General features: G+C 52.5%; 15 protein-coding genes and 1 riboswitch. Of the genes, 4 read left to right on the top strand and 11 right to left on the bottom strand.

The annotated features are described in order from the left end of the window. The first annotated feature begins 157 nt into the window (after window positions 1-157). Window positions 158-556, top strand: coding sequence for a GxxExxY protein (locus tag EHT25_RS25400; RefSeq protein ID WP_124877996.1), 399 nt, complete (start codon window positions 158-160; stop codon window positions 554-556). Between the two features lie 63 nt (window positions 557-619). Here the strand turns inward: EHT25_RS25400 and EHT25_RS25395 are convergent, their stop codons facing one another. From EHT25_RS25395 to EHT25_RS25385, 3 genes are all read right to left on the bottom strand, one after another. Beyond that, complete coding sequence (locus tag EHT25_RS25395; protein ID WP_124877995.1) at window positions 620-1,591, bottom strand: PA14 domain-containing protein; 972 nt, start codon at window positions 1,589-1,591, stop codon at window positions 620-622. Between the two features lie 156 nt (window positions 1,592-1,747). Then, window positions 1,748-4,126 carry an ABC transporter permease gene (locus EHT25_RS25390; protein WP_124877994.1) on the bottom strand — a complete coding sequence of 793 codons (2,379 nt, stop codon included), beginning with the start codon at window positions 4,124-4,126 and terminating at the stop codon, window positions 1,748-1,750. A gap of 193 nt (window positions 4,127-4,319) precedes the next feature. Beyond that, a complete protein-coding gene (locus EHT25_RS25385) occupies window positions 4,320-6,758 on the bottom strand; it encodes an ABC transporter permease (protein WP_124877993.1) in 2,439 nt (812 codons plus the stop codon). A 234-nt stretch (window positions 6,759-6,992) separates the two neighbouring features. Between EHT25_RS25385 and EHT25_RS25380 the strand changes: the two genes are divergently transcribed. Further along, the gene (locus EHT25_RS25380) at window positions 6,993-8,282 is read left to right on the top strand and encodes a M20/M25/M40 family metallo-hydrolase (RefSeq protein ID WP_124877992.1); all 1,290 of its coding nucleotides are present in this window, start codon (window positions 6,993-6,995) and stop codon (window positions 8,280-8,282) included. A gap of 5 nt (window positions 8,283-8,287) precedes the next feature. On the opposite strand, the gene tenA is transcribed toward EHT25_RS25380, so the two are convergent. From tenA to thiM, 4 genes are all read right to left on the bottom strand, one after another. Beyond that, window positions 8,288-8,938: a thiaminase II gene (gene tenA, locus EHT25_RS25375; protein WP_124877991.1), complete on the bottom strand. Its 651-nt coding sequence runs from the start codon at window positions 8,936-8,938 to the stop codon at window positions 8,288-8,290. Further along, window positions 8,935-9,756 carry a bifunctional hydroxymethylpyrimidine kinase/phosphomethylpyrimidine kinase gene (gene thiD / locus EHT25_RS25370; RefSeq protein ID WP_124877990.1) on the bottom strand — a complete coding sequence of 274 codons (822 nt, stop codon included), beginning with the start codon at window positions 9,754-9,756 and terminating at the stop codon, window positions 8,935-8,937. Before thiD ends, tenA begins: the two co-directional genes overlap by 4 nt. After that, window positions 9,753-10,382 carry a thiamine phosphate synthase gene (gene thiE, locus EHT25_RS25365; protein WP_124877989.1) on the bottom strand — a complete coding sequence of 210 codons (630 nt, stop codon included), beginning with the start codon at window positions 10,380-10,382 and terminating at the stop codon, window positions 9,753-9,755. The genes thiD and thiE overlap by 4 nt, the downstream gene beginning before the upstream one ends. Window positions 10,383-10,499: 117 nt before the next feature. Beyond that, the gene (thiM, locus tag EHT25_RS25360) at window positions 10,500-11,288 is read right to left on the bottom strand and encodes a hydroxyethylthiazole kinase (protein WP_221622328.1); all 789 of its coding nucleotides are present in this window, start codon (window positions 11,286-11,288) and stop codon (window positions 10,500-10,502) included. A gap of 82 nt (window positions 11,289-11,370) precedes the next feature. Further along, window positions 11,371-11,463: riboswitch (TPP riboswitch) on the bottom strand. A gap of 130 nt (window positions 11,464-11,593) precedes the next feature. On the opposite strand from thiM, the gene EHT25_RS25355 reads away from it, so the two are divergent. Next, entirely contained in the window at window positions 11,594-12,073 is a 480-nt protein-coding gene (locus EHT25_RS25355; protein WP_185731488.1) for a Uma2 family endonuclease, read from the top strand. 53 nt (window positions 12,074-12,126) lie between these two features. Here EHT25_RS25355 and EHT25_RS25350 read toward each other — a convergent pair whose 3' ends face one another. From EHT25_RS25350 to EHT25_RS25335, 4 genes are all read right to left on the bottom strand, one after another. Then, complete coding sequence (locus tag EHT25_RS25350; RefSeq protein WP_124877987.1) at window positions 12,127-12,732, bottom strand: ricin-type beta-trefoil lectin domain protein; 606 nt, start codon at window positions 12,730-12,732, stop codon at window positions 12,127-12,129. Window positions 12,733-12,844: 112 nt separating this feature from the next. Further along, complete coding sequence (locus EHT25_RS25345) at window positions 12,845-15,199, bottom strand: ABC transporter permease (RefSeq protein ID WP_124877986.1); 2,355 nt, start codon at window positions 15,197-15,199, stop codon at window positions 12,845-12,847. Between the two features lie 120 nt (window positions 15,200-15,319). Continuing rightward, complete coding sequence (locus tag EHT25_RS25340; protein WP_124877985.1) at window positions 15,320-17,719, bottom strand: ABC transporter permease; 2,400 nt, start codon at window positions 17,717-17,719, stop codon at window positions 15,320-15,322. 191 nt (window positions 17,720-17,910) lie between these two features. Next, window positions 17,911-18,753: an AraC family transcriptional regulator gene (locus EHT25_RS25335; protein ID WP_124877984.1), complete on the bottom strand. Its 843-nt coding sequence runs from the start codon at window positions 18,751-18,753 to the stop codon at window positions 17,911-17,913. 154 nt (window positions 18,754-18,907) lie between these two features. Between EHT25_RS25335 and EHT25_RS25330 the strand changes: the two genes are divergently transcribed. Further along, on the top strand, window positions 18,908-19,888 hold the full coding sequence (locus EHT25_RS25330) for a phytanoyl-CoA dioxygenase family protein (RefSeq protein WP_124877983.1): 981 nt from the start codon (window positions 18,908-18,910) through the stop codon (window positions 19,886-19,888). Window positions 19,889-20,038: the final 150 nt, after the last annotated feature.

Genomic DNA, 20,038 nt, shown 5'->3' with positions numbered 1-20,038 from the left:
CAAACGGACGGTTTTCCGGCCATTTGCGGACAGATAGTTTTTTGAACTGGGATTACGCGGATTAAAGGATTAAGAAGAGCGAATGAGCAAAAGATTTTCTGAGATTGAGTGACAAAACGGATGGTTTTACTTCTAAAGGGAAATCATTGCTTTTGGAATGAATCAATCCCACTATCCTGATAATCAATATAAAGACTTGACGGGTCGAGTGATTGGTTGTGCGATGGAAGTTCACCGGCAGCTTGGAAATGGATTTCAGGAAGTTATCTATCAACGAGCATTAGCCATTGAGTTGGAAACCTCCGGTGTTGAATTTGAACGGGAAGTTGAAATGTCTATTTTCTATAAAGGTCAAAAAATAGGCACGCGTCGGGTAGATTTCTTAATTCAAAACGTGGTATCCGTTGAATTAAAAGCAATTATTCTTCTCGAAAATGTACACATGGCTCAGGCAATCAATTACTTGGAGGCTTATCGACTGCGGGTGGGATTACTTATTAATTTTGGTTCGAAAAGCCTGGAATTCCGCCGACTGTTTAATAACAAATTTCTTTAATCGGTATCCTCTTAATCCTTCAATCCGTGTAATCCCACGGGGCCGCCCGGCGGTTCAAGACGGTTATTTTACGATAAACTCGACCCGGCGGTTTTTCGACCGGCCCGCTTCGGTCTCATTATCGGCAATCGGCCGTGAGCCGCCGTAGCCTTTGGCCTCAATCCGCTGGCCATCAATGCCGTTGCGGACCAGGTACGTCGAAATTACGCTGGCCCGGTTTTCGGATAACACCAAATTCAGTCGCGGATCACCCACGTTATCCGTATGCCCGCTGATTTCAATGCGCAACGCGGGATTTCGACTCAAAGCCTGAACCAGCTTGTCCAGTTCCCCATATGATTCCGGCAGGAGACGGTATTCACTTTGCACGAAAAAAACCTGGTTGAGCACCAGTTTATCACCAGTTTTCAGGTTCTCGAAATGATCCGTTTTTTTCGGGACTTTAACAGCCGCAATGGGCTCTACTTTTTTCCGAAAAACCGGCACTGGTTTTTCAATGCTTTTTGAGACCAGGGGTTTGAGCGGTTCCGTTCTGAACAAAAAGTCGCGGGTCAGGCTCGTCAGGCCGGTCTGGTTGGGCGGTATCCAGTACAGGCTGATACTTCCGCCGTGCTGGGCGTTGAAGAAATCGACCCGTAGGTCGTAATACCGCCCCGCAGCCAGCCGGATTTCACCCCGGAACGTCTTATTATCATTTAGCTCCCAGACGTCAATAACCTTTTTGCCGTTCACCCAAAGCCGGATGCCATCGTCGACGGTCGCCATAAATTTATAAATGCCGGTTTTCGGCGCGTATAATTTCCCGGTCCAGCGAATCGAGTAGTACGAGTGGCCGATTCCGGGCCCCGGCGTAGTTCCGTATTCCCAGTCAAAATTGACTTCTGGATCGATTCGGGAAAATACTTTGCGTTCGTAATTGGTCCCAACGAAATAGTCTCCTTTCAATCCCCTGACACTCGCTACCTTCGACTGCCCGGCTGCGTTTTGCCAGACGGCCAGCCCCAGTACCCACCAAATCAAACCCCGCGCATCCATAGCTTTTGCAGTTGAGTTCCGGATAAACGAAAGATACGAATTTAAAAGCAGAGGGCAGAGGGTTTAAAGCAAAGGAGAAGGACATGGAGAGAAAAGTAAGTGCCTGAACTGGAACGACCCGTTGCCCAAACCCCTCTGCCCCATGCCCTATGCTTTTCACTCCGAACGCAGGCTTTTCACCGGATTCATGAGGGCGGCTTTGATACTTTGGAAACTCACGGTTAGTAGGGCAATCAGAATGGCTAAACCGCCCGACAGGGCAAACACCCAGATTTTCAGGCCGATGCGGTAGTCAAACTGATTGAGCCAGTTGCTCAGGACATAAGCTGCAACGGGCGACGCCAGCAGACAGGCGATGAGCACCAGCCCCACAAATTCGCGGGAAAGTAATCCCCAAAGACTTACCACACTGGCACCCAGTACTTTGCGAATCCCAACTTCTTTGGTACGCTGTTCGGCGAGGGAAGCCGCCAGTCCAAACAGGCCGAGGCAGGCAATGAAAACCGCCAGAACCGCAAACACCCCCGCCAGTTTCCCAACCAGTTCTTCCTGCTTAAACTTGCGGTTATAGTCATCGTTGACAAACTGATAGTCAAATGGATACGCCGGATTGAATTGCTGAAAAACCGGTTCGATGCGCGCCAAGGCCTCCGCCGAATTCAGGTGGGGAGCCAATCGAAAAATCAGGTAGCTCTCAAAGGGTTGACTCGGGAGTAACATCAGCGGATTGACGGGCGTATACGGCGATTCGATGATTGAGTTTTCGACCACCCCAATCACGTGCAGCTTCCGGCCCGGATTCCAGACCATCGTCATTTCCTGATTCAGCGGTTCCTTCAGCCGCATGGCCCGAACGGCGGCTTCGTTCAGAATCACCGCCGTGGAATCGGCATTATTGGGATAAAAATTGCGGCCACTTTTCAGCTTGATGCCCATCGTTTCCAGGTAATCCGGTGATGCGCCGATCAGGTTGAGCCGCATGATTTCGTCGGGAGCCTTACCCGCCCAGTCCACCCGCGTATCGCCCGTAATGGTGGTCGCCGGGCTGGAGGCTTTGGTCACATTTTCGACCGCGCCCGACCGAAGCAGTTCATTGCGAACCGCGTCGTAGTTCCGGTTTAGATCGTTCGTCAGCGCTACCGTCAATAACCGATCGGGGTTGTAGCCCACAGGGCGGTTTTTGGCGTACTGAATTTGCTGATAAACCAGAATAGCACTGATGATGAAGGCAATACAGCCCGTAAATTGGACCACCACCAGCACCTTGCGCGGCCAGTTCGCATTCCGGCCAACCCGAACGCTGCCCTTCAACACCCGCACAGCGTTAAACGACGATAGGTAAAAAGCCGGATAACTTCCCGCCAACGCGCCGGTAATGACCGTAAAACCCAGCGTCAGCAACCAGAAACCGGAAAGTTGCCACGGAAACGTAAGTTGTTTTTGGGTAATTCCGTTGAAAACCGGCAGAAAAACCAGTACCAGCGCCAACGCCAGAACAAGCGCCAGACCGGCAATCAGCATCGACTCGCTCAGAAACTGGCCAATGAGCTGCGACCGAAACGAGCCCACCGCCTTCCGGACGCCCACTTCCTTCGCCCGTTTTTCGGATCGGGCCGTGGCCAGGTTCATGAAATTGATGCAGGCAATCAGCAAAACCGCTAAACCGACCATGGCAAAAAGCCGCACGTAGCGAATAAAACCACCGGTATTTTTGCCGTTTTTAAACTCGCCGTATAGATGCCAGCGCTCGACCGGATGCAGAAAAGCCTCAAAAATCGACTCCGGATTGTGCCGCTTGATGATTCCTTTCAGCTTGGAATCGACGGCAGCCCGGTTGGCATTCGGATGCAGTTCGACTAAATATTCAATGATGTTGTTGTTCCAGTTCGTCCGGCTGCTTTGCATCCAGGGCGTATTGGCTTCCAGATGGCTGAACGGCACGATAAAGTCAAAATCCCAGGCGGTGTTTCCGGGTAGTTTTTTCAGTACTGCGGTCACGTTCAGGTCAAAATTGTCGTTCAGCCGAACGGTTTTTCCCAGCGGATCGGTTTTTCCGAACAAAGACTCGGCAGTTTGCTCGGTCAGAATGATCGAATTCAACTCCTTCAGCGCCGTCGCCGGGCTTCCATACACCATTGGCAAGTCGAACATACTGAAAAATTCACTCCCCACATTTTGCCCTTTACGAACCAGTTTTTTGTCGCCGACTTTCAGACCGGCTTCGGCCCGCATGTTGGTGTTGAGGGATTCGGTTACGCGCCTGATTTCCGGTATTTCGTTGCGGAGCACATCACCCAGTGGCAGGGGACCGTTGGGCTGGGTTGTCGTTTCGCCATTGGCCGTCCGGTTGAGCATCACCCGGTACAGATTGGCTTCATTCTGATAAAACCGGTCGAAGGTCAGTTCATCCCAGACCCAAATGCCAATCAGCATGGCCACCGCCATTCCGACGGCCAGACCGAGGATGTTGATAAAGCTGAATCCCCGGTTTTTTCGCAGCCCGCGCCAGGCAATTTTGAGGTAATTCTGTAGCATGGTTGTCCGTCATTGATTGCGGCTCAAGGTACGGACAACCCGGAAGATGGGGACGTTAAAAAAAGTTAAGTTTGTTTCATTTGTTTCAAATGAACAATTAACAATGAATAATGAAAGTAACATCCTCTAAGACAAGCATCGTGCCCGGACAATTTCATTATTAATTGTTAATTGTTCATTATCAAGTACCTACCTACTCCGAGCGCAGCGAGGAAACTGGGTTCGTCAGGGCGGCTTTGATGCTTTGGAAGGAAATCGTCGCCAGGGCAATCAGCACGGCCAGGCCGCCCGCCAGGCCGAACAGCCACCACTCCAGCTCAATTTTGTATTCGAAATTCTGTAACCAATACCGGGCTGCGTACCAGGCAATGGGCGCAGCAATCACAAACGCCACCAAAACCAGCTTCATAAAATCTTTCGAAAGCAGTGACACGATGCTGCCCACCGACGCGCCCAGCACTTTCCGCACGCCGATTTCCTTGGTCCGCTGCTCGGTCAGGAAAGTCGCCAGACCGAACAGACCCAGGCAGGCAATGAAAATCGCCAGCAGCGAGGCCGTGATGAAAATCCGGCCGTATTGCTGCTCCGTCTGGTATTGCTTGTTGTAATTTTCATCCACGAAAAAGAATTCGAACGGATTGCCCGGATAACTCGCTTTGTAAAGCCGTTGCAGGTCCGCTATTTTGGTCTGAATGCGGTCGGTAGAAAGCTGGATCGTTAGCCAGTTGCCGTGGTTCTGGGGCATGAAAATGATCGGATCGATCGCTCTCTGAAGCGACTGATGGTGGTAATCCTTCACCACGCCGACAATTTCGAACGGTTTTCCCCAGTTAATGATCCTGCCCACCGCATCAGCCGCCGATTTGAAACCTAACCACCTGGCTCCCTTCTCATTGACCATCAATTTACCACTTTTCACGTAACCCGCTTCGCATTCCGTTGCCGTAAAATTCCGGCCAGCAGCCAGAGCGATTCCGTAAGTCGCTAAAAATTTCGGATCGATGAATCCCATCGAATACGTTTTCTTATCATCGCCCAAATCCGGATTCTGGCGGGTGATGCCGTTGGTCGAGAAATTGTAGTAATTCCCGGGTACGGTGCCCGAACTGGAAAAATTTTTGATGTATGGCAATTGGTCCAGTTCGTGTTCCAAAGCCGCCGTCCGGGCCGTAAACGTCGAATCTTTTCCCACTTCCGGCCCGTGAATCACCACGCGCTGATCCAGTTTGACGCCCAGATTCTGGTTCTGCATAAACCGCAACTGGCGGTACAGCACGAACGTGCAAATGATGAGCACCACGGATACGCTGAATTGGAAAACCACCAGCGTTTTCCGCAACGAACCGCCCTTTGCACTCGTCCCAAAAGCTCCTTTCAGCGTCTGAAGCGGTCGGAACGACGCCAGCGCAAAAGCTGTATAACCGCCCGATGCCATTGCACCGAAAAGCAGCAGCCCCAAACCGGTCAGCCAGAACGTATCGGAAGTCAGCAGATCCAGCGATAACTCTTTCTTAATCAATTCATTAAATACAGGCTGCAAGGTCATCACCACCATCAGTGCCAGCCCGAAACCGAGCAGATTCAGCAGAAACGATTCGCCCAGAAACTGCCCGATCAACTGCCGCTGCCCCGCTCCGATCACCTTCCGAACGCCCACTTCCTTCGCTCGTTTCAAGGCTCCGGCGGTCGAGAGGTTGATGTAATTGAACCAGGCAATGACCAGAATCAGAACCGCTATTCCGCCCAGTAAATAAACAAAACCCAGGTTGCCGGTGGTTGGAAACGGATCGCTCAGCGACGCGCCCAGGTGGATGTTTTTGGCCGGTTGCAGCACCATCCGGTTGGCGTCTTCGGGCCGGAGCTTCTTTTTCAGCTGATCGAATTTGTCCTCCAGTTTCCGATAATCCGCCCCTTCGGGCAACTGCAGATAGGTGATCAGATAGGCACCGTCGAAGCTGTCGAGCCGCGCCCAGTCGTTGCCGTTGAGGTTGGCCGGATTCGCAAATGTTTGCAGCGAAAACACCATGCCGAACTGCAAATCCGAATTCTGGGGCATGTCGGCATAGACCGCCGTCACGGTGTAAAGCGCTTCGCCAAACTGGTTATTGAAGGTCAACACCTGTCCCAGTGCCTTTGCATTGCCAAAATATTTCCGGGCATACGACTCCGAAACGGCCACCGTATTGGGGCGGGTCAGCGCCGTAGCGGCATCGCCCTGCAGAATCGGGAAACTAAAAAGGGAGAAAAAACTGGCGTCGGCATACGCAATTTCCGTTTCCCGAAATGCCCGGGGCGACTGGCGGTTTTGCCCGGTGGCGGAGGTTACGATGCCGGAAATGGAACTGTCGACTACCCGGCAAAAATCGGTCACTTCCGGAAATTTCTGCTTCATCAAGGTCGCCACCGCCGGCGGCATGTCCGGCCAGATGTCGCCGGTTTTGTTCTGCCACAACATCCGGTACAGCGTCGGCAGGTTCTTATGAAAACCGTTGACACTTTTCTCAAAACTGATGTATTCCAGGATCAGGACAAAAGCGGCAATCCCGAGCGCCAGCCCGGCAATGTTGACGCCCGAAAATACCTTGTTTTTCAACAAATTCCGGAGCGCAATTTTGAGGTAGTTTTTGTACATGGCTGTTTAGGTTACTACTGTGTTCACAACTATCCCAAATGGTGTACCAGAAAGACTAATCTATTGACTGTAAGGCGCTTATTTAACGGCCTTTTATTGATATGTCCGCAAATGGACGGTTGGGTTTGTCGGTTTCGGACAATTCGTGATTTTGATAGGAACGCGGCCGGGTCGCCGTCGCGATCAAACAATTCGTTTAAATCACTATTTTAGGTTTTTCTTCATCACAAATCCATGAAATCAGCGTTTTTTTGTTGCTTCCTTCTTTTTACATTCCCTTCTTTTCTGCACGCTCAGGAATCCGTCGCCGTAGAAAAACGCTACACGGATGAGATTAAATCACTCGCGAATCGTTCGGTGGTGAAAGCGGTTTTTCAACACTTTGCGGACTGGGAACCCCAGACAAAACAGGACCTGATTGCGCTCACGGAAACCCCCGCTCCGCCGTTCAAAGAAACCGCCAAAGCGAAGAAATATGCCGCGATGCTGAAAGAAGCCGGGGCGGATTCGGTCTGGATCGATGAAATCGGCAACGTGATCGCGAAACGCAAAGGGCGTTCCAGCCGGAAAACCGTGGTGGTCGAAGCGCATCTGGATACGGTTTTCCCGGAAGGAACCGACGTGAAAGTCAGGCAGAAAGGCGACACGCTTTACGCGCCCGGCGTGGGCGACGATACCCGCGGACTGGTCGCCATTCTGACGGTTTTGAAAGGACTGGAAAAAGCGAAGATCGAAACCGATGCCGACGTCTGGTTTGTTGGTGCCGTGGGCGAAGAAGGGCTGGGCGATTTGCGGGGCGTCAAGCATTTGTTCAAGACCCACGGTTCGAAAATCAATTCGTACATCGCGGTCGATGGCGACGGCATCAGCGAAATTGTCCACCGGGGTCTGGGTTCGTACCGTTACCGGATCACGTTCAAGGGGTCGGGCGGCCATTCCTACGGGGCATTTGGCATCGTCAACCCGCACAGCGCGCTCGGAAAGGCCATTTATTACTTTACGGGTGAAGCCGACAAATTCACGCGGCAGGGCGTCAAAACCACCTACAGCGTCAGCGTGATCGGCGGAGGAACGTCGGTGAACGCCATCCCGTACGAATCGTGGATGGAAATTGATATGCGTTCCGAGAGTCCGGAGCGACTCAAGGGCATCGATCAGTTGTTGCAAACCGCTGTTCAGCGGGCGTTGAAAGAAGAAAACAGCCTGAAACGCAGCGGTCCCGACTTGACGGTTGATGTTAAAAAAATCGGCGATCGCCCGTCCGGCAAAACCGAGCCAACCGTTCCGCTGGTGCAGCGGGCCATGGCGGTTTCGACCTTTCTGGGGGCAGTTCCGAAACTGGACGTTTCTTCGACCAACGCCAACACACCGATTTCACTCGGCGTTCCGGCGATCACGATTGGCAGCGGGGGTGTTGGCGGCAACGTTCACGCCCTGAACGAATGGTGGCTGAACGACAAAGGCGTTCTGGGCCTGCAAAACGCGCTGCTGGTGTTGCTGGCCGAAGCGGGAATTGCCAAATAGGCAGTTCAGACCGGCCACGATTCCCGGCGGTAGGCGCTGTCCCAGAAAATGTATTCCAGCCGCGACGAAGTCAGATAGGCTTCGGTCATGCGGTTTCTGACGGATTCGGAAGCCTGTTCGCCCAACCGATCGACAATGGCAAGGATTTTGGTAACAGCGACCGCAAATTCTTCTCCGGCGTAGGCATCGATCCAGTTCTGGTACGGATTGGGGGCGGTTTGATGGGCATAAACAAAATCGCCGACCTTTTTGTATATCCAGAAACAGGGCAAAAGTGCGGCCACGGCTACTTCGTAGGATTCGTAAGCGCTGGCAGCTAACAGGTAATTCGTGTACGCAAAACACCCCGGCGCTTTGCAGCTGCTGAAGTCAATCTTGTATTCCGAAAAGTAGCTTTCGTGCAGGGCGCGCTCCACGAGAATGGCATTTTGCGCAAATTGCAGGAATGCCAGCAGCTCCTCACTCGTTCCGGCGCGGGTTCCGGCAACGGCCAGCGCCCGCGCGAAATCCGCCAGATACAGCGAATCCTGGTAGATGTAAAATTTAAAGGTCTCGACCGGCAAGGTTCCGGTTTTCAACTCCTGATTGAACGGATGCGCCTGAATTTTTTCGTAAACCGGCAGCGCGGTTTTCCACAAATGTTCGGTGAAGGTCATGACCGGATTACCATTGTTTTTTGCGAATAAGAATGATTGAGAGGGCCGGAGCCGTGGCCGGTCGTGACGTCTTTTCCGGCCAGAATAGCCTCCGAAACGTATTTTTTGGCCAGCGAAATCGAATCATTTAACGCGTGTCCCAACGCCAGATGCGTAGCAATGGCCGACGAAAGCGTGCAGCCCGTTCCATGAACATTTTGGCTGTCGATGTAGTCCGACTCAAACACCTGTACCTGTTCTCCGCGCACCGCCAGCACATCGTACAGCCGGGCCGCGACGAGATGTCCACCTTTCAGCAAAACCGCCGGACAACCCTGCGCAATCAGTTCTTCGGCGGCTTCCCGCATCTGGTCAACCGATTCGATGGGTTTCCGGAGCAGAATTCGGGCTTCATCCAGATTGGGCGTAATGAGCGTGGCCCGCGGAAAAAGGCGGTTTTTCAGCACGTCGACCGTTTCGTCGTGAATCAGTTTCGCACCGCTCGTTGCTACCATTACCGGATCGAACACCACGAATGGGGGTTGAAACCGGTCCAGCGCGTTGGCAATGACCTCCACCACTTCAACGGTATTGATCATTCCGATTTTGACGGCGTCGATGGTGATGTCTTCGAAAACCGCTTCCAGTTGTTCGCGCAGAAAACCGGCCGGAACGGCGTGAATCGCCCGCACGCCCTGCGTGTTCTGGGCAGTCAGGGCCGTAATGGCCGAGGTTCCGTAGGCTCCCAGGGCCGCAATCGTTTTCAAATCAGCCTGAATGCCAGCTCCTCCGCCACTGTCCGACCCGGCGATGGTTAACACGGTTGGGTATCGTTTCATACGGTTTTAGCTTGTCCGGCCTGTATCCGGTTTTTTAGTTGCGCAGCCGCCGTCCGGGGCGATTCGGCGCTGCAAATCGCCGAAATAACCGCAATGCCATTGGCTCCGTTTTCGATGGCTTCAGTTGTATTTTGCTGGTTCAGCCCGCCGATGACCACCAGCGGGTGGCGACTGTTGGCCCGAACCCAATGCAAACCGGTCAAACCCCAGGGCTCGGCATGATCGGTTTTGGAAGGCGTCGCATACAAAGGACTTAAGGCCAGATAAGCCAAATCCCATTGTTCCGCTTCGACAACGTGTTCCGGTGTTTCGGCTGATAAACCGATGATTTTTCCGGGCGGTAACAGCGCGCGAACGGTTTCGTAGGGCATGTCGCTCTGGCCGATGTGAACACCGTCGGCATCGCTCGCCAGCACCACATCGACGCGGTCGTTGATAATGAGCGGAACCTGATACGGTTTCAGCAGTTCTTTCAGGCGCTTGGCGCGCTCCACAAAAGCCCGCGTGTCGAGGGATTTTTCCCGCAGCTGCACCATCGTCACCCCACCTTTTACGGCTTCTTCAACGACCCAGAACAAATCCCGGCCCAGACATGCGGCTTCGTCGGTTACTAGATAAAGCTCCATTTTTGTTAGAAGTTAGAGGTGAGACAAGAGAGTAGAGACGGGAATAGGAACTGAAAGTGACAGTCAGCAACTGGCCGGTCTTTGTTCTCTTGTCTCCTATCTCTTGTCTACTTTCTTTTACCTAATCCGCGCCAATTCAGTAAGCTTTTCAGAAGTCAATTCGGACAATGCATCCAGGAAAGCGATCTGGAAACTGCCGGGTGCGGTTGCTTTGCGGAAGGCGATTTCGCCACAAACCCCCATCGTGGTTGCCGCCGTAACAGCCGCCTGAAAAGCGTCCTGCTGAACCGCGCAAAACGCGCCGGCGATGGCCGAAGCCGAGCAACCCATGCCCGTCACTCGGGTCATGAGCGGATGTCCGTTCTCGATATACGCTACCCGGTTTTGCTGCACAATAACATCAACGGCCCCGCTCACGCTGACCACACTGCCAAACCGTTCGCTGAGGGATTGGGCGGCTTCCAGGCTGTTCATGGACGACGCGGTGCTATCGACGCCTTTGGTCTGTCCGCCCAAACCGGCCAGCGCCAGAATTTCCGACGCATTTCCGCGAATCAGCGAAGGCGGGGCGGTTTCTAATAATTCGGCCAAAACGACATTGCGATAATTCGTCGCACCCGCGCCGACGGGGTCCAGAACGATGGGTTTCTTCAGATCGGCGGCTTTTTTCAGGGCGAGTTTCATGGCCTGTACCCAGGGTGCCGAAAGCGTTCCGATGTTGATGACCAAAGCCCCGGCAATGCCCACCATGTCTTCCACTTCCTCAACGGCGTGCGCCATCACCGGCGATGCGCCAACGGCCAGCAGGGCGTTGGCCGAAAAATTCATCACCACGTAATTCGTGATGTTGTGCACGAGCGGAGCCGACGCCCGCAAGGCATTCAAATCAGTTTCAAGGCTATTCACAACGTACCGGTTTTTGACGTGAGAAAAAGTTGAATGGACGCGTGGGTGCGTTTCCGGTACGGAAATCAAACAGAAAGAAGCGGTGTTCTCTCCAGCTTTTCCCTACGACAGTCTCAACTGTGTCAGGTTCGAAGGGTCTAATCTCAGTCCGCAAGGGACACCCCCAAAGCCATTCAGACCGCTAAAGTAAGCGTTAAAGTTTACGCCCGGAAAAGATTTATTGTTTTTCTACCGAAGGACAGAATCGCTTGAGCGTTTTTTTGTTAAGCTCAAATAAAGGTATATTTGAAAAAACCTCAATGCGTATGGAAGCCGTTGCCGAACCACAACTGAGTAATCAGGAACCTGACGAGGAAAAAATGTCAAGCCGTAACCATTCCAAACTTCAAAGCCAATTGGCTTTTTTGCTTCTTACTGCCTACCGCAACCAATACAATGTGTTGACAGAATTAGATCTCGACTTTGCTTCTGGTAAAACCCGGCCTGATCTCTGTATTTTTCCCAAACAAACGTCGGATTGGCTAACTGATGAAATTGTTGTACAAGATGTCCCGCTGACGACACTGGAAATTTTATCTCCCGAACAAAGCCTGAACAGTCTGCTCGACCGGATTTATAAAAAGCACTTTCCCGCCGGTGTCAAGACCGTCTGGCTGATCGTTCCCGCACTGCAAATTGTTTCTATTTTTCTACCAAACCGGAAGCAAATCAATTTCACGGAAGGAATCGTGGCCGATCCAGAAACTGGCATTCAATTGAATCTTTCTGAAATTTTCGAACAATAAAAAAGGGCATCGGGTTGCAAACTGCCCGATGCCCTTTCAACTCTGCAACGCAATTATTTCCGCGCGTTCGACAACCCCAGCCCGCGCTCGGTTTCGGCGATAATCTGCTGGCGTTCGGATTCGCTTTTGCCCTGTAAGTTGAGGGTCCGCTCGAAGACGTGTTCTTCGCCGTCGAGCTTGTATTCATACTTCAGTTTAACGCGGTTATTTTCGGCATCTTCGATCACGGTTTTGGTATACGGTGTTCCGTCCGGGGCTACGATGACGTTTTTCGGCAGGTTACTGTCTTCATTTTTCGAGCGGTTGCCGGAATGCCCGGTTCCTTTGGCGGCAACGGTCACCTCACCCGACTCGTAGCGCGAGGTTCTGACCACGCCACGGGGCGCAACCGGCGGTTTGGGCGCGCGGGGCGGACTGACGACGACATGCACGCCCAGCGAATCCTGAATCGAGCTGATCAGCGATTCCTTTTCCTCCTTGCTCATGCCCGATGCATCAAATTCCTGGTCGTAATGAATCGTACGGCTGGGTTGTTCCACGTCGATTTTGATCCGTACCGTTTTGCCGTTGTCGTTAATGCTCCGGCTAATCGTCGAGCGGTCCTGTCCGATGGCCGCGACACTGATTCCTAAGAGTGCAAGAGTAATTGCTGTTTTCATGTGTGTTTACTGGTTTGTAGGGGATGTCTGAACTGGGATTACGCGGATTCAGGGAGAGGAATAAAAGAGGGGTAACCAATCCTCTTAATCCTTGAATCCGCGTAATCCCGGTTCAGGAATGTTTCAATGTATTCACCGGATTTACCAACGCGGCTTTGATGGACTGGAACGACACGGTCAGCAACGCAATCAGGATCACCAGACTGCCTGCCAGGGCGAAAATCCAACCTTCCAATCCAACACGATACGCGAAATCCTGCAACCAGTGATCCAGCGCAAACCAGGCAACCGGAGCAGCAATGACAAAGGCAATTATAACTAACTTGAGAAAGTCTTTGGAGAGCAATAACACCACGTTAACGACCGATGCACCTAAAATCTTGCGTATGCCGATCTCTTTTGTTCGTTGCCCGGTTGTAAAGGTAACGAAACCGAATAGTCCTAAACAAGAGACCAGAATGGTTAATGACGTGAAACCATTAAAAATTGTTGCCAACGTCCGATCTTTCTGGTATTGGCTTTCAAAGGATTGCTCCAGAAACGCGTAATCGAACGGATAGAGCGGGTAGTGCCGCTCCCAAACTGCTTTCACGGCTGGCAAATCATCGGCTTTTACCTTCAGCATAATGCTGCTGGCAGGAAAGGTGTTGTAAACCAGCACGAGCGGTTCCACCAGATTGTGCAGCGAGCGGTAATGAAAATTCCGAACCACGCCCACCACTTTGCCCTTGTGGTTAAACCCGTCGATCGTCTGCCCGATCCCGTCTTTCCAGCCCGCCATTTTGACAAATGCTTCATTGACGATAAAACCGCTGTTCAAGTCGGATTTGATATTGGCCGACAGGTTCCGACCGGTTTTGAGTTTAATGTTCAGCAACGGCAGAAACTGGTCGTCGATGAACTGGTAATTGCTCATGATTTCCCGCTTTTTCCCGTTGGTCCGGATGGTGGTGGAAGCCATCGGTAATAAACCGCTCGGCTGCAAACCGGAGCCCATCGTGACCTCGCCCACTTCGCTGCGGTTTTTCAGACTGGTTATAAACGCCGGGGCCGCCACCCGCGCCGTTGAATCCTCCGGCAAATAGACGCTCAGAATGCCTTCTTTTCGGAAACCCAGATCGTGATGTTGCATAAAGTTCATTTGCCGACGAATCACCAGAACGCCCGTTATCATGCCCACGGCCAGCATAAACTGAAAAACAATGACCGACTTCCGCAGCCACGCTCCTTTTCCGAAGCTACCCATGCGCCCTTTCAATACCTCGACCGGGCGGTAATTGGATAATACAAAAGCCGGATACAAGCCACCCGCCAGCGTGATCAGGACCCACGTAAAACCGGTCAATGGAACAGCTTCTGACAAGACGATCGACAACCGGATTTGTAACAGTTCATTGAAAAAAGGAATGGCGGAGCACACCAGCACCACAGCCAAACCAACCGATAAACCGCTCAGCAAAAACGATTCAAACAAAAACTGCCGGATCAACTGGCCGCGCTGGGCACCGTTGGCTTTCCGAATTCCGACCTCTTTCGCCCGTTCGGCGGCCTTGGCCGTCAGCAGATTGATGTAATTCAGCAGCGCAATGGCCAGCACAAAAACCGACAGAAACGCGAAGAGATAGCCGTATTGTTTATTCCCTTTCGGCGTGTCGGCTAGCTTGCCCGTGCTGTAATGCACGTCGCGCAGCCGCTCGACCGGAAAAACGAGTGAATAGCCTTCCGCGCCCATTTTCTTCAGTTCGGGATTGGCGTATTTTTCCGCGATCTGCGCCAGCTTTTTACTGAAAACCGCCAGATTGGGTTCGTCCCGGAAAAGTACATAGGTATAACACGGAAAATCGTCTTCCACCCACGACCGAGTGCCGGCAAACGTTTTGGACAACAGGGCCGTAACGGGCAAGTCGGTATTGCTGGGCGCGTCGGCGACAACGCCCGTGATCTGGTACAGCTGTTTGTTGAGTTCGACGGTTTTTCCCAGCACATCGGTTTGTCCGAAATACTTTCTGGCAAACCGCTCCCCAACAACCGCGCTGTTGGGGTTAGCCAGGGCCGAAGCCGGGTTGCCCGCCAGAAACGAATACGAAAAAACCGCAAAGACCTCTTTGTCCGCAAAATAGACATCCGGTTCTTTCAGCAACTTGCCCTGATGCCGCACCACCGCCGACGAAGGCAATAACCGCACCGCCGTTTCGACTTCCGGGTAATCCTGTTTCAAAACCGTCGCCAGGGGCAGCGGGCTGGACGCAATCGACAGGGGCGATTCCGGCGTTTTCATTTCGGTTGTCACGCGCACAATCCGGTCAGCGTTGGCGTGAAAACCGTCGTACGAAAACTCGTGATCGACATACAGGGCCATCAGCAGGCAGGCCGCCAGCCCGACGGCCAGTCCACCGACGTTCAAACCGGTATAAAACTTGTTGCGCCAGAGGTTGCGCAGGGCGATTTTCAGGTAGTTGCTCAGCATCGATCTAGTATGGTATGATTAAAAGGGTTCGTTTACTGCATTGATAGGAACGCGGATCGAACGGATTCAGCGGATTAGAACTGATTTTTTCCGTTAATCTGTTCCATCCGTGTTCCTATCTCATTCCGTCCGCAAACTCTTCACCGGATTCATCAACGCGGCTTTGATCGATTGGAACGAAACCGTCGCCAGTGCGACCACCACCGCCAAACCGCCCGCCAGCGCAAACATCCACCATTCGATGTCGATCTTGTAGGCAAAATCCTGCAACCACTGGTGCATGGCATAACCGGCAATCGGCGCGGCAATGAGCAGCGCGATCAGGACCAATTTCAGGAAGTCTTTCGAGAGCAGGGCAACAATGCTGGCGACCGACGCGCCCAGGACTTTCCGGACGCCGATTTCTTTTGTCCGCTGAACCACCACCAGCGACACCAGACCGTATAAACCGAGTCCGCAAATCAGGATGGCGATACCGGCAAAGGTGTTGACCAGCCGGAAAATGAGGTTTTCCGTTTCGTAAAACTGCGCCAGTTGTTCGTCCAGAAATTCGTATTCAAAAACCGCATCGGGATAAATTTTCTCCCAGACTTTCCGAATGCGCTGAACGGTTTGCTGCGGATTGCGACCCGAAATCCGGACTCCCAGCCGCTCATACATTTTAAAATAACTGGCAATAAAACAGGGGGCTATTTCATCGCGCAACGACCGTAAATGAAAGTCTTTCACCACCCCCACAATCGGCAGCGCAACCGGCGACAGGTAATACTGCATTTTGCGACCCAGCACTTGCTGTGGATCGCGGATATTCATTTTCCGCAAAAGCGCTTCGTTGATCAAATACTCCCGAATCGTATCACTGTCGGAAATATTACGACCCGCCACAAGTTGTAAGCCGTAGGTTTTCAGGTAATCGGCATCGGCCAACCGTTCCCGAATCGGAAAAGGCGTCCATTCGGCCTTATCGCCGTACTTAAACGAACCTCCGTTCATGATCAATGCGGACGGCGGACGGTGACTGGCGCTGATTGATTTGATTTCAGGATACTGAAGCAGTTCATTCTTAAATGTTTCCCGCGACGCCCGCAGTGGATTGGGCAGGCGGACGATCACAACATTGTCTTTCGTAAATCCTACATCGGTAGTCTGAATGTAACGAACCTGCGTCGCCACCACCAGCGACCCGATGATCAGGGCCTGACAAATCACAAACTGCATGACAATCAGCGATTGACGAACGGAATAACTGCCGCCGGATCTGGCCGACAACTTTCCTTTCAAAGCCGCCCAGGGACTAAAGCCGGATAAAACGGCCGCCGGATAACCACCCGCCAATAAAATAACGACGAAGATTAATAAGACGGTAAAACCGCTGGTCAGGCCATCTAGCCGCAACGACAGACTCACGTTGACCCACTGGTTGAAAACCGGTAAGCTCAATACGGCAATCAACAGCGCAAAACCGGTCGCGGCCAGAACGATCAGCGCGGTTTCGAGCAAAAACTGCCGGACCAGTTGGCCGCGCGTGCTACCGAGCGTTTTGCGAATCCCGACTTCCTTGCTGCGCCGTAAAGCCTGTGCCGTCGCCAGATTAACGAAATTGATGCAGGCCGTCAACACCAGAAACAGCCCGACTAATCCCAGCGACCAGAGCAACGACGGCCGAATGGCGGTGGCGCCCCCCATCACACGCTTGACATCAAAATGGCTTTCCCGAAGCGGCTGGGCGTGAAATTGAAGAACTTTCGCACTCTCGCCCAGATGCTTTTTAGCCAGAGCAGGCATGGCGGCATTCAGGCTACCGAGCAAGCCGGGATCTTTCAATGTAACAAAAAGCCGGTAATTGCTGTTGAGCCAGCCCCAATCGGTTTGATTAAAGTCCGGACTGAATTTTTTAAGCGTTGCGATGGAAATAAACAGGCGGATGTCGGTGTCGGTCGTTTTGGGCGGATCGGCCAGCACACCGGTTACTTTGACCTCGATGAGCGGTTTCAGGTTCAGCGTCTGCCCCATCGGGTCGGCATCGCCGAAGTATTTTTTGGCCCACGACTCGGTCAGAACGACGCTGTTGGGTTCGCGGAGGGCGGTTTTTGGATTGCCACGTAGCCAATGATAATCCAGAATATCAAACAGTTCCGGTTCAACAAAGGCCGTTCCTTTGTGTTCCATAAACCGAACCGGTTTTCCGTTTTTCTGGTAACTGACGGTCAGCTCGCGGTTCATCATCAAAAAAGCCGCCTGTTCGACCTGCGAAAAATCCGTCCGCAACACCCGGGCCATCGGCAAGGGCGCTTCGGGGTAATACTCCACGGAACCGTCGTCGAGGTGCATGTCCGTCACGACCCGAAAAATCCGGTCAAATTTGGCATGATGGCGGTCGGTACTGAGGTGATAGCGAACGAACAGAAAAATGAGCAGGCCACCCGCCATGCCGACGGACAGGCCGAGGATATTCAGCAGGGTGTAACTCCGGTGGGTGGTTAAATTCCGCCAGGCAATTTTGAAGTAGTTCTGTAACATAAGCCCCGTCGGCAAGCCGGTTTTTGGTCGCCCTAAAGGTACTGGCAAACGGGGTTTGGCGGTTTTTTGTGATTGTTAATAAAAGTTAAGTAACCGGCTGAATGAGTCGAAACCTATTTTAAGGGTTATTTACCCAATCGGAACCGCCCCTGATATCCTTGAAAATCGTTCAGTACCGAATTTCTTACATTCTACCGATTCTGCTTCTTAAACCCCACCGGATTCTGCCCGGTCACTTTCTTGAATATCCGGTTGAAGTACGACAAACTCTCAAAACCGCTCGCAAAACAGGCTTCCGTTACCGACTGATCGGCCAGCAACAGCCGCTTGGCTTCCCGAACGCGGTGCTGGTTGACAAATTCGGTGAAGGTGGTCCGCGTCATTTTTTTGAAATACCGGCAAAAAGCAGCCACCGTCAGGTGCGTCAGGTCGGCGAGTTCCGTCATTTCGATTTTTCGCTGGTAATTTTCCTCGATAAACCGGTAGACGCGCTGCAACCGCTGCTGCTCTTTCTGATTGTAGGGCAATGCCACGGGGCGGCTGTTGAGCAACGTAAACTCCGGCGAGGTTGCCAGAATCTGGAAAATTTCCAGCAACTCGATCAACTGCCGGAAATGCGACAGCTGGTGAAACCGCCCCAACCGCTTGCCAACCAGCCGTTTCGTGGTTCCGTGAAAGGCGATCCCGTGCCGCGACTGCTCGAATAACCGGGCAATGGCGGCCAGTTCCGGCATTGTCCGGAAATTATCCCGCAGAAAATCCTCCCGCATCTGAATGACCACTTTCCGGTAGTCGGTTCGAACACCATAATCGAAATTCAGGTGCGGGATGTAGGAGCCGATGAATACCAGATCGCTGCCTTCGTAGCGGGAAAGATGGTCGCCCACGTGACGCGGGCCGTCGGCGTTTTCAATAAAAACCAGCTCGAATTCCGGATGAAAATGCCACAGGAAAAAATCGTTCAGGTGGGGTGTCAGTAGTAGCCGGAACGAACTGTCGGTATCGGCTTGAATTTCTTCCAGGTACGCTTTCATAAAAACCGCATTTGTACAAAACTATACCAAAACTGGTAAAAAACTATTTCAAAAATATCAATAGTGTTCAACTACTGGTCATTCTGCGTGTAGCCCTGAACCGGCTACCGGTTTTACCTTTGTCCTATTCAATCTAAAACCGATCCTAATTTATATGGAGACAATGACGCCAGCAGGTCCGCCTGCCACCATGATTCCCGACAATGCGCACCAGGACATTCCGGGAAACCCGTCGACAGCCATCAGCAGCCACCTGAAACTCAACGACCGCTCGAACGGAAAACCGCTGCGCGTCCTCTCGGAAGCCGACTGGCAGTTCTGGATCGAGAACGGGTACATTGTCATCAAAAACGCCGTGCCGAAAGAACAGGCCGAACGCTTGGCGAAATTTCTCTGGGAATTCGAAGAGAAAGACCCTAACGATCCCGAAACCTGGTATGCCCCGCCCCGGGCCGAAATGAAGATGAAAGAACTGAGTAACAGCGGCATGGTGGAAATTTACAATCACCAATACCTTTGGGATAACCGGCAGTCGCCCCGGATTTACGACGCGTTCGTGGACATCTGGGGCACCGAAAAACTCTGGGTGACCATCGACCGGGCTAACCTGAACCTCCCCGCCCGACCCGGTTTTGAATTCAAAGGATTCATTCACTGGGATTATGACCCGGAAACGAAACCGCAAAACGTGCAGGGTGTGCTGGCCCTGGCCGACCAGACCGACGAAAACATGGGCGGTTTTCAGTGCATTCCCGAATTGTACCGAACCTACGACACCTGGAAACTGACGCAACCCGCGAACCGCGACCCTTTTAAACCCGACACGACCGGTTTTGAACTCGTGAAAGTGAAGCTGGAAGCCGGTGATTTGCTGATTTTCAACAGCACGCAGCCGCACGGAATTCGCCCGAATCTGACGAAAGATAAAGTCAGGATCGCGCAGTACATTTCCATGATGCCCGCGCAGGAAAACAACGAAGCCCTGCGGCAGTGGCGCATCACCTCCTGGCGTGACCGCAAAGCGCCCGAAGGCTACGCTTTCCCCGGCGACCCGCGCGGCTGGGAACAAACCAGGTACCAAACCGCCCAGTTGAATGAGTTAGGAAAAAAACTCCTCGGCTTGGAGAAGTGGTGATTGGGCTGGATCGGAGTGCGGCCGGGTATTGACACAATCCATCGAGCGATTGAGAGAAAAGACTGACCGGGACTTCGTTTCGTTGCTATTTTCGCAGTTGACGAAAAACAACAATACGAATGTCCTCTTTTCTACCCAGCCCCGCCCTCC

It is taken from the genome of Larkinella rosea, from assembly GCF_003858635.1.
In the GTDB taxonomy this organism is placed as follows: Bacteria; Bacteroidota; Bacteroidia; order Cytophagales; family Spirosomataceae; genus Larkinella; species Larkinella rosea.
Note: the sequence above shows the minus strand (reverse complement) of the source record. Positions and strands in the feature narration are given on the sequence as shown.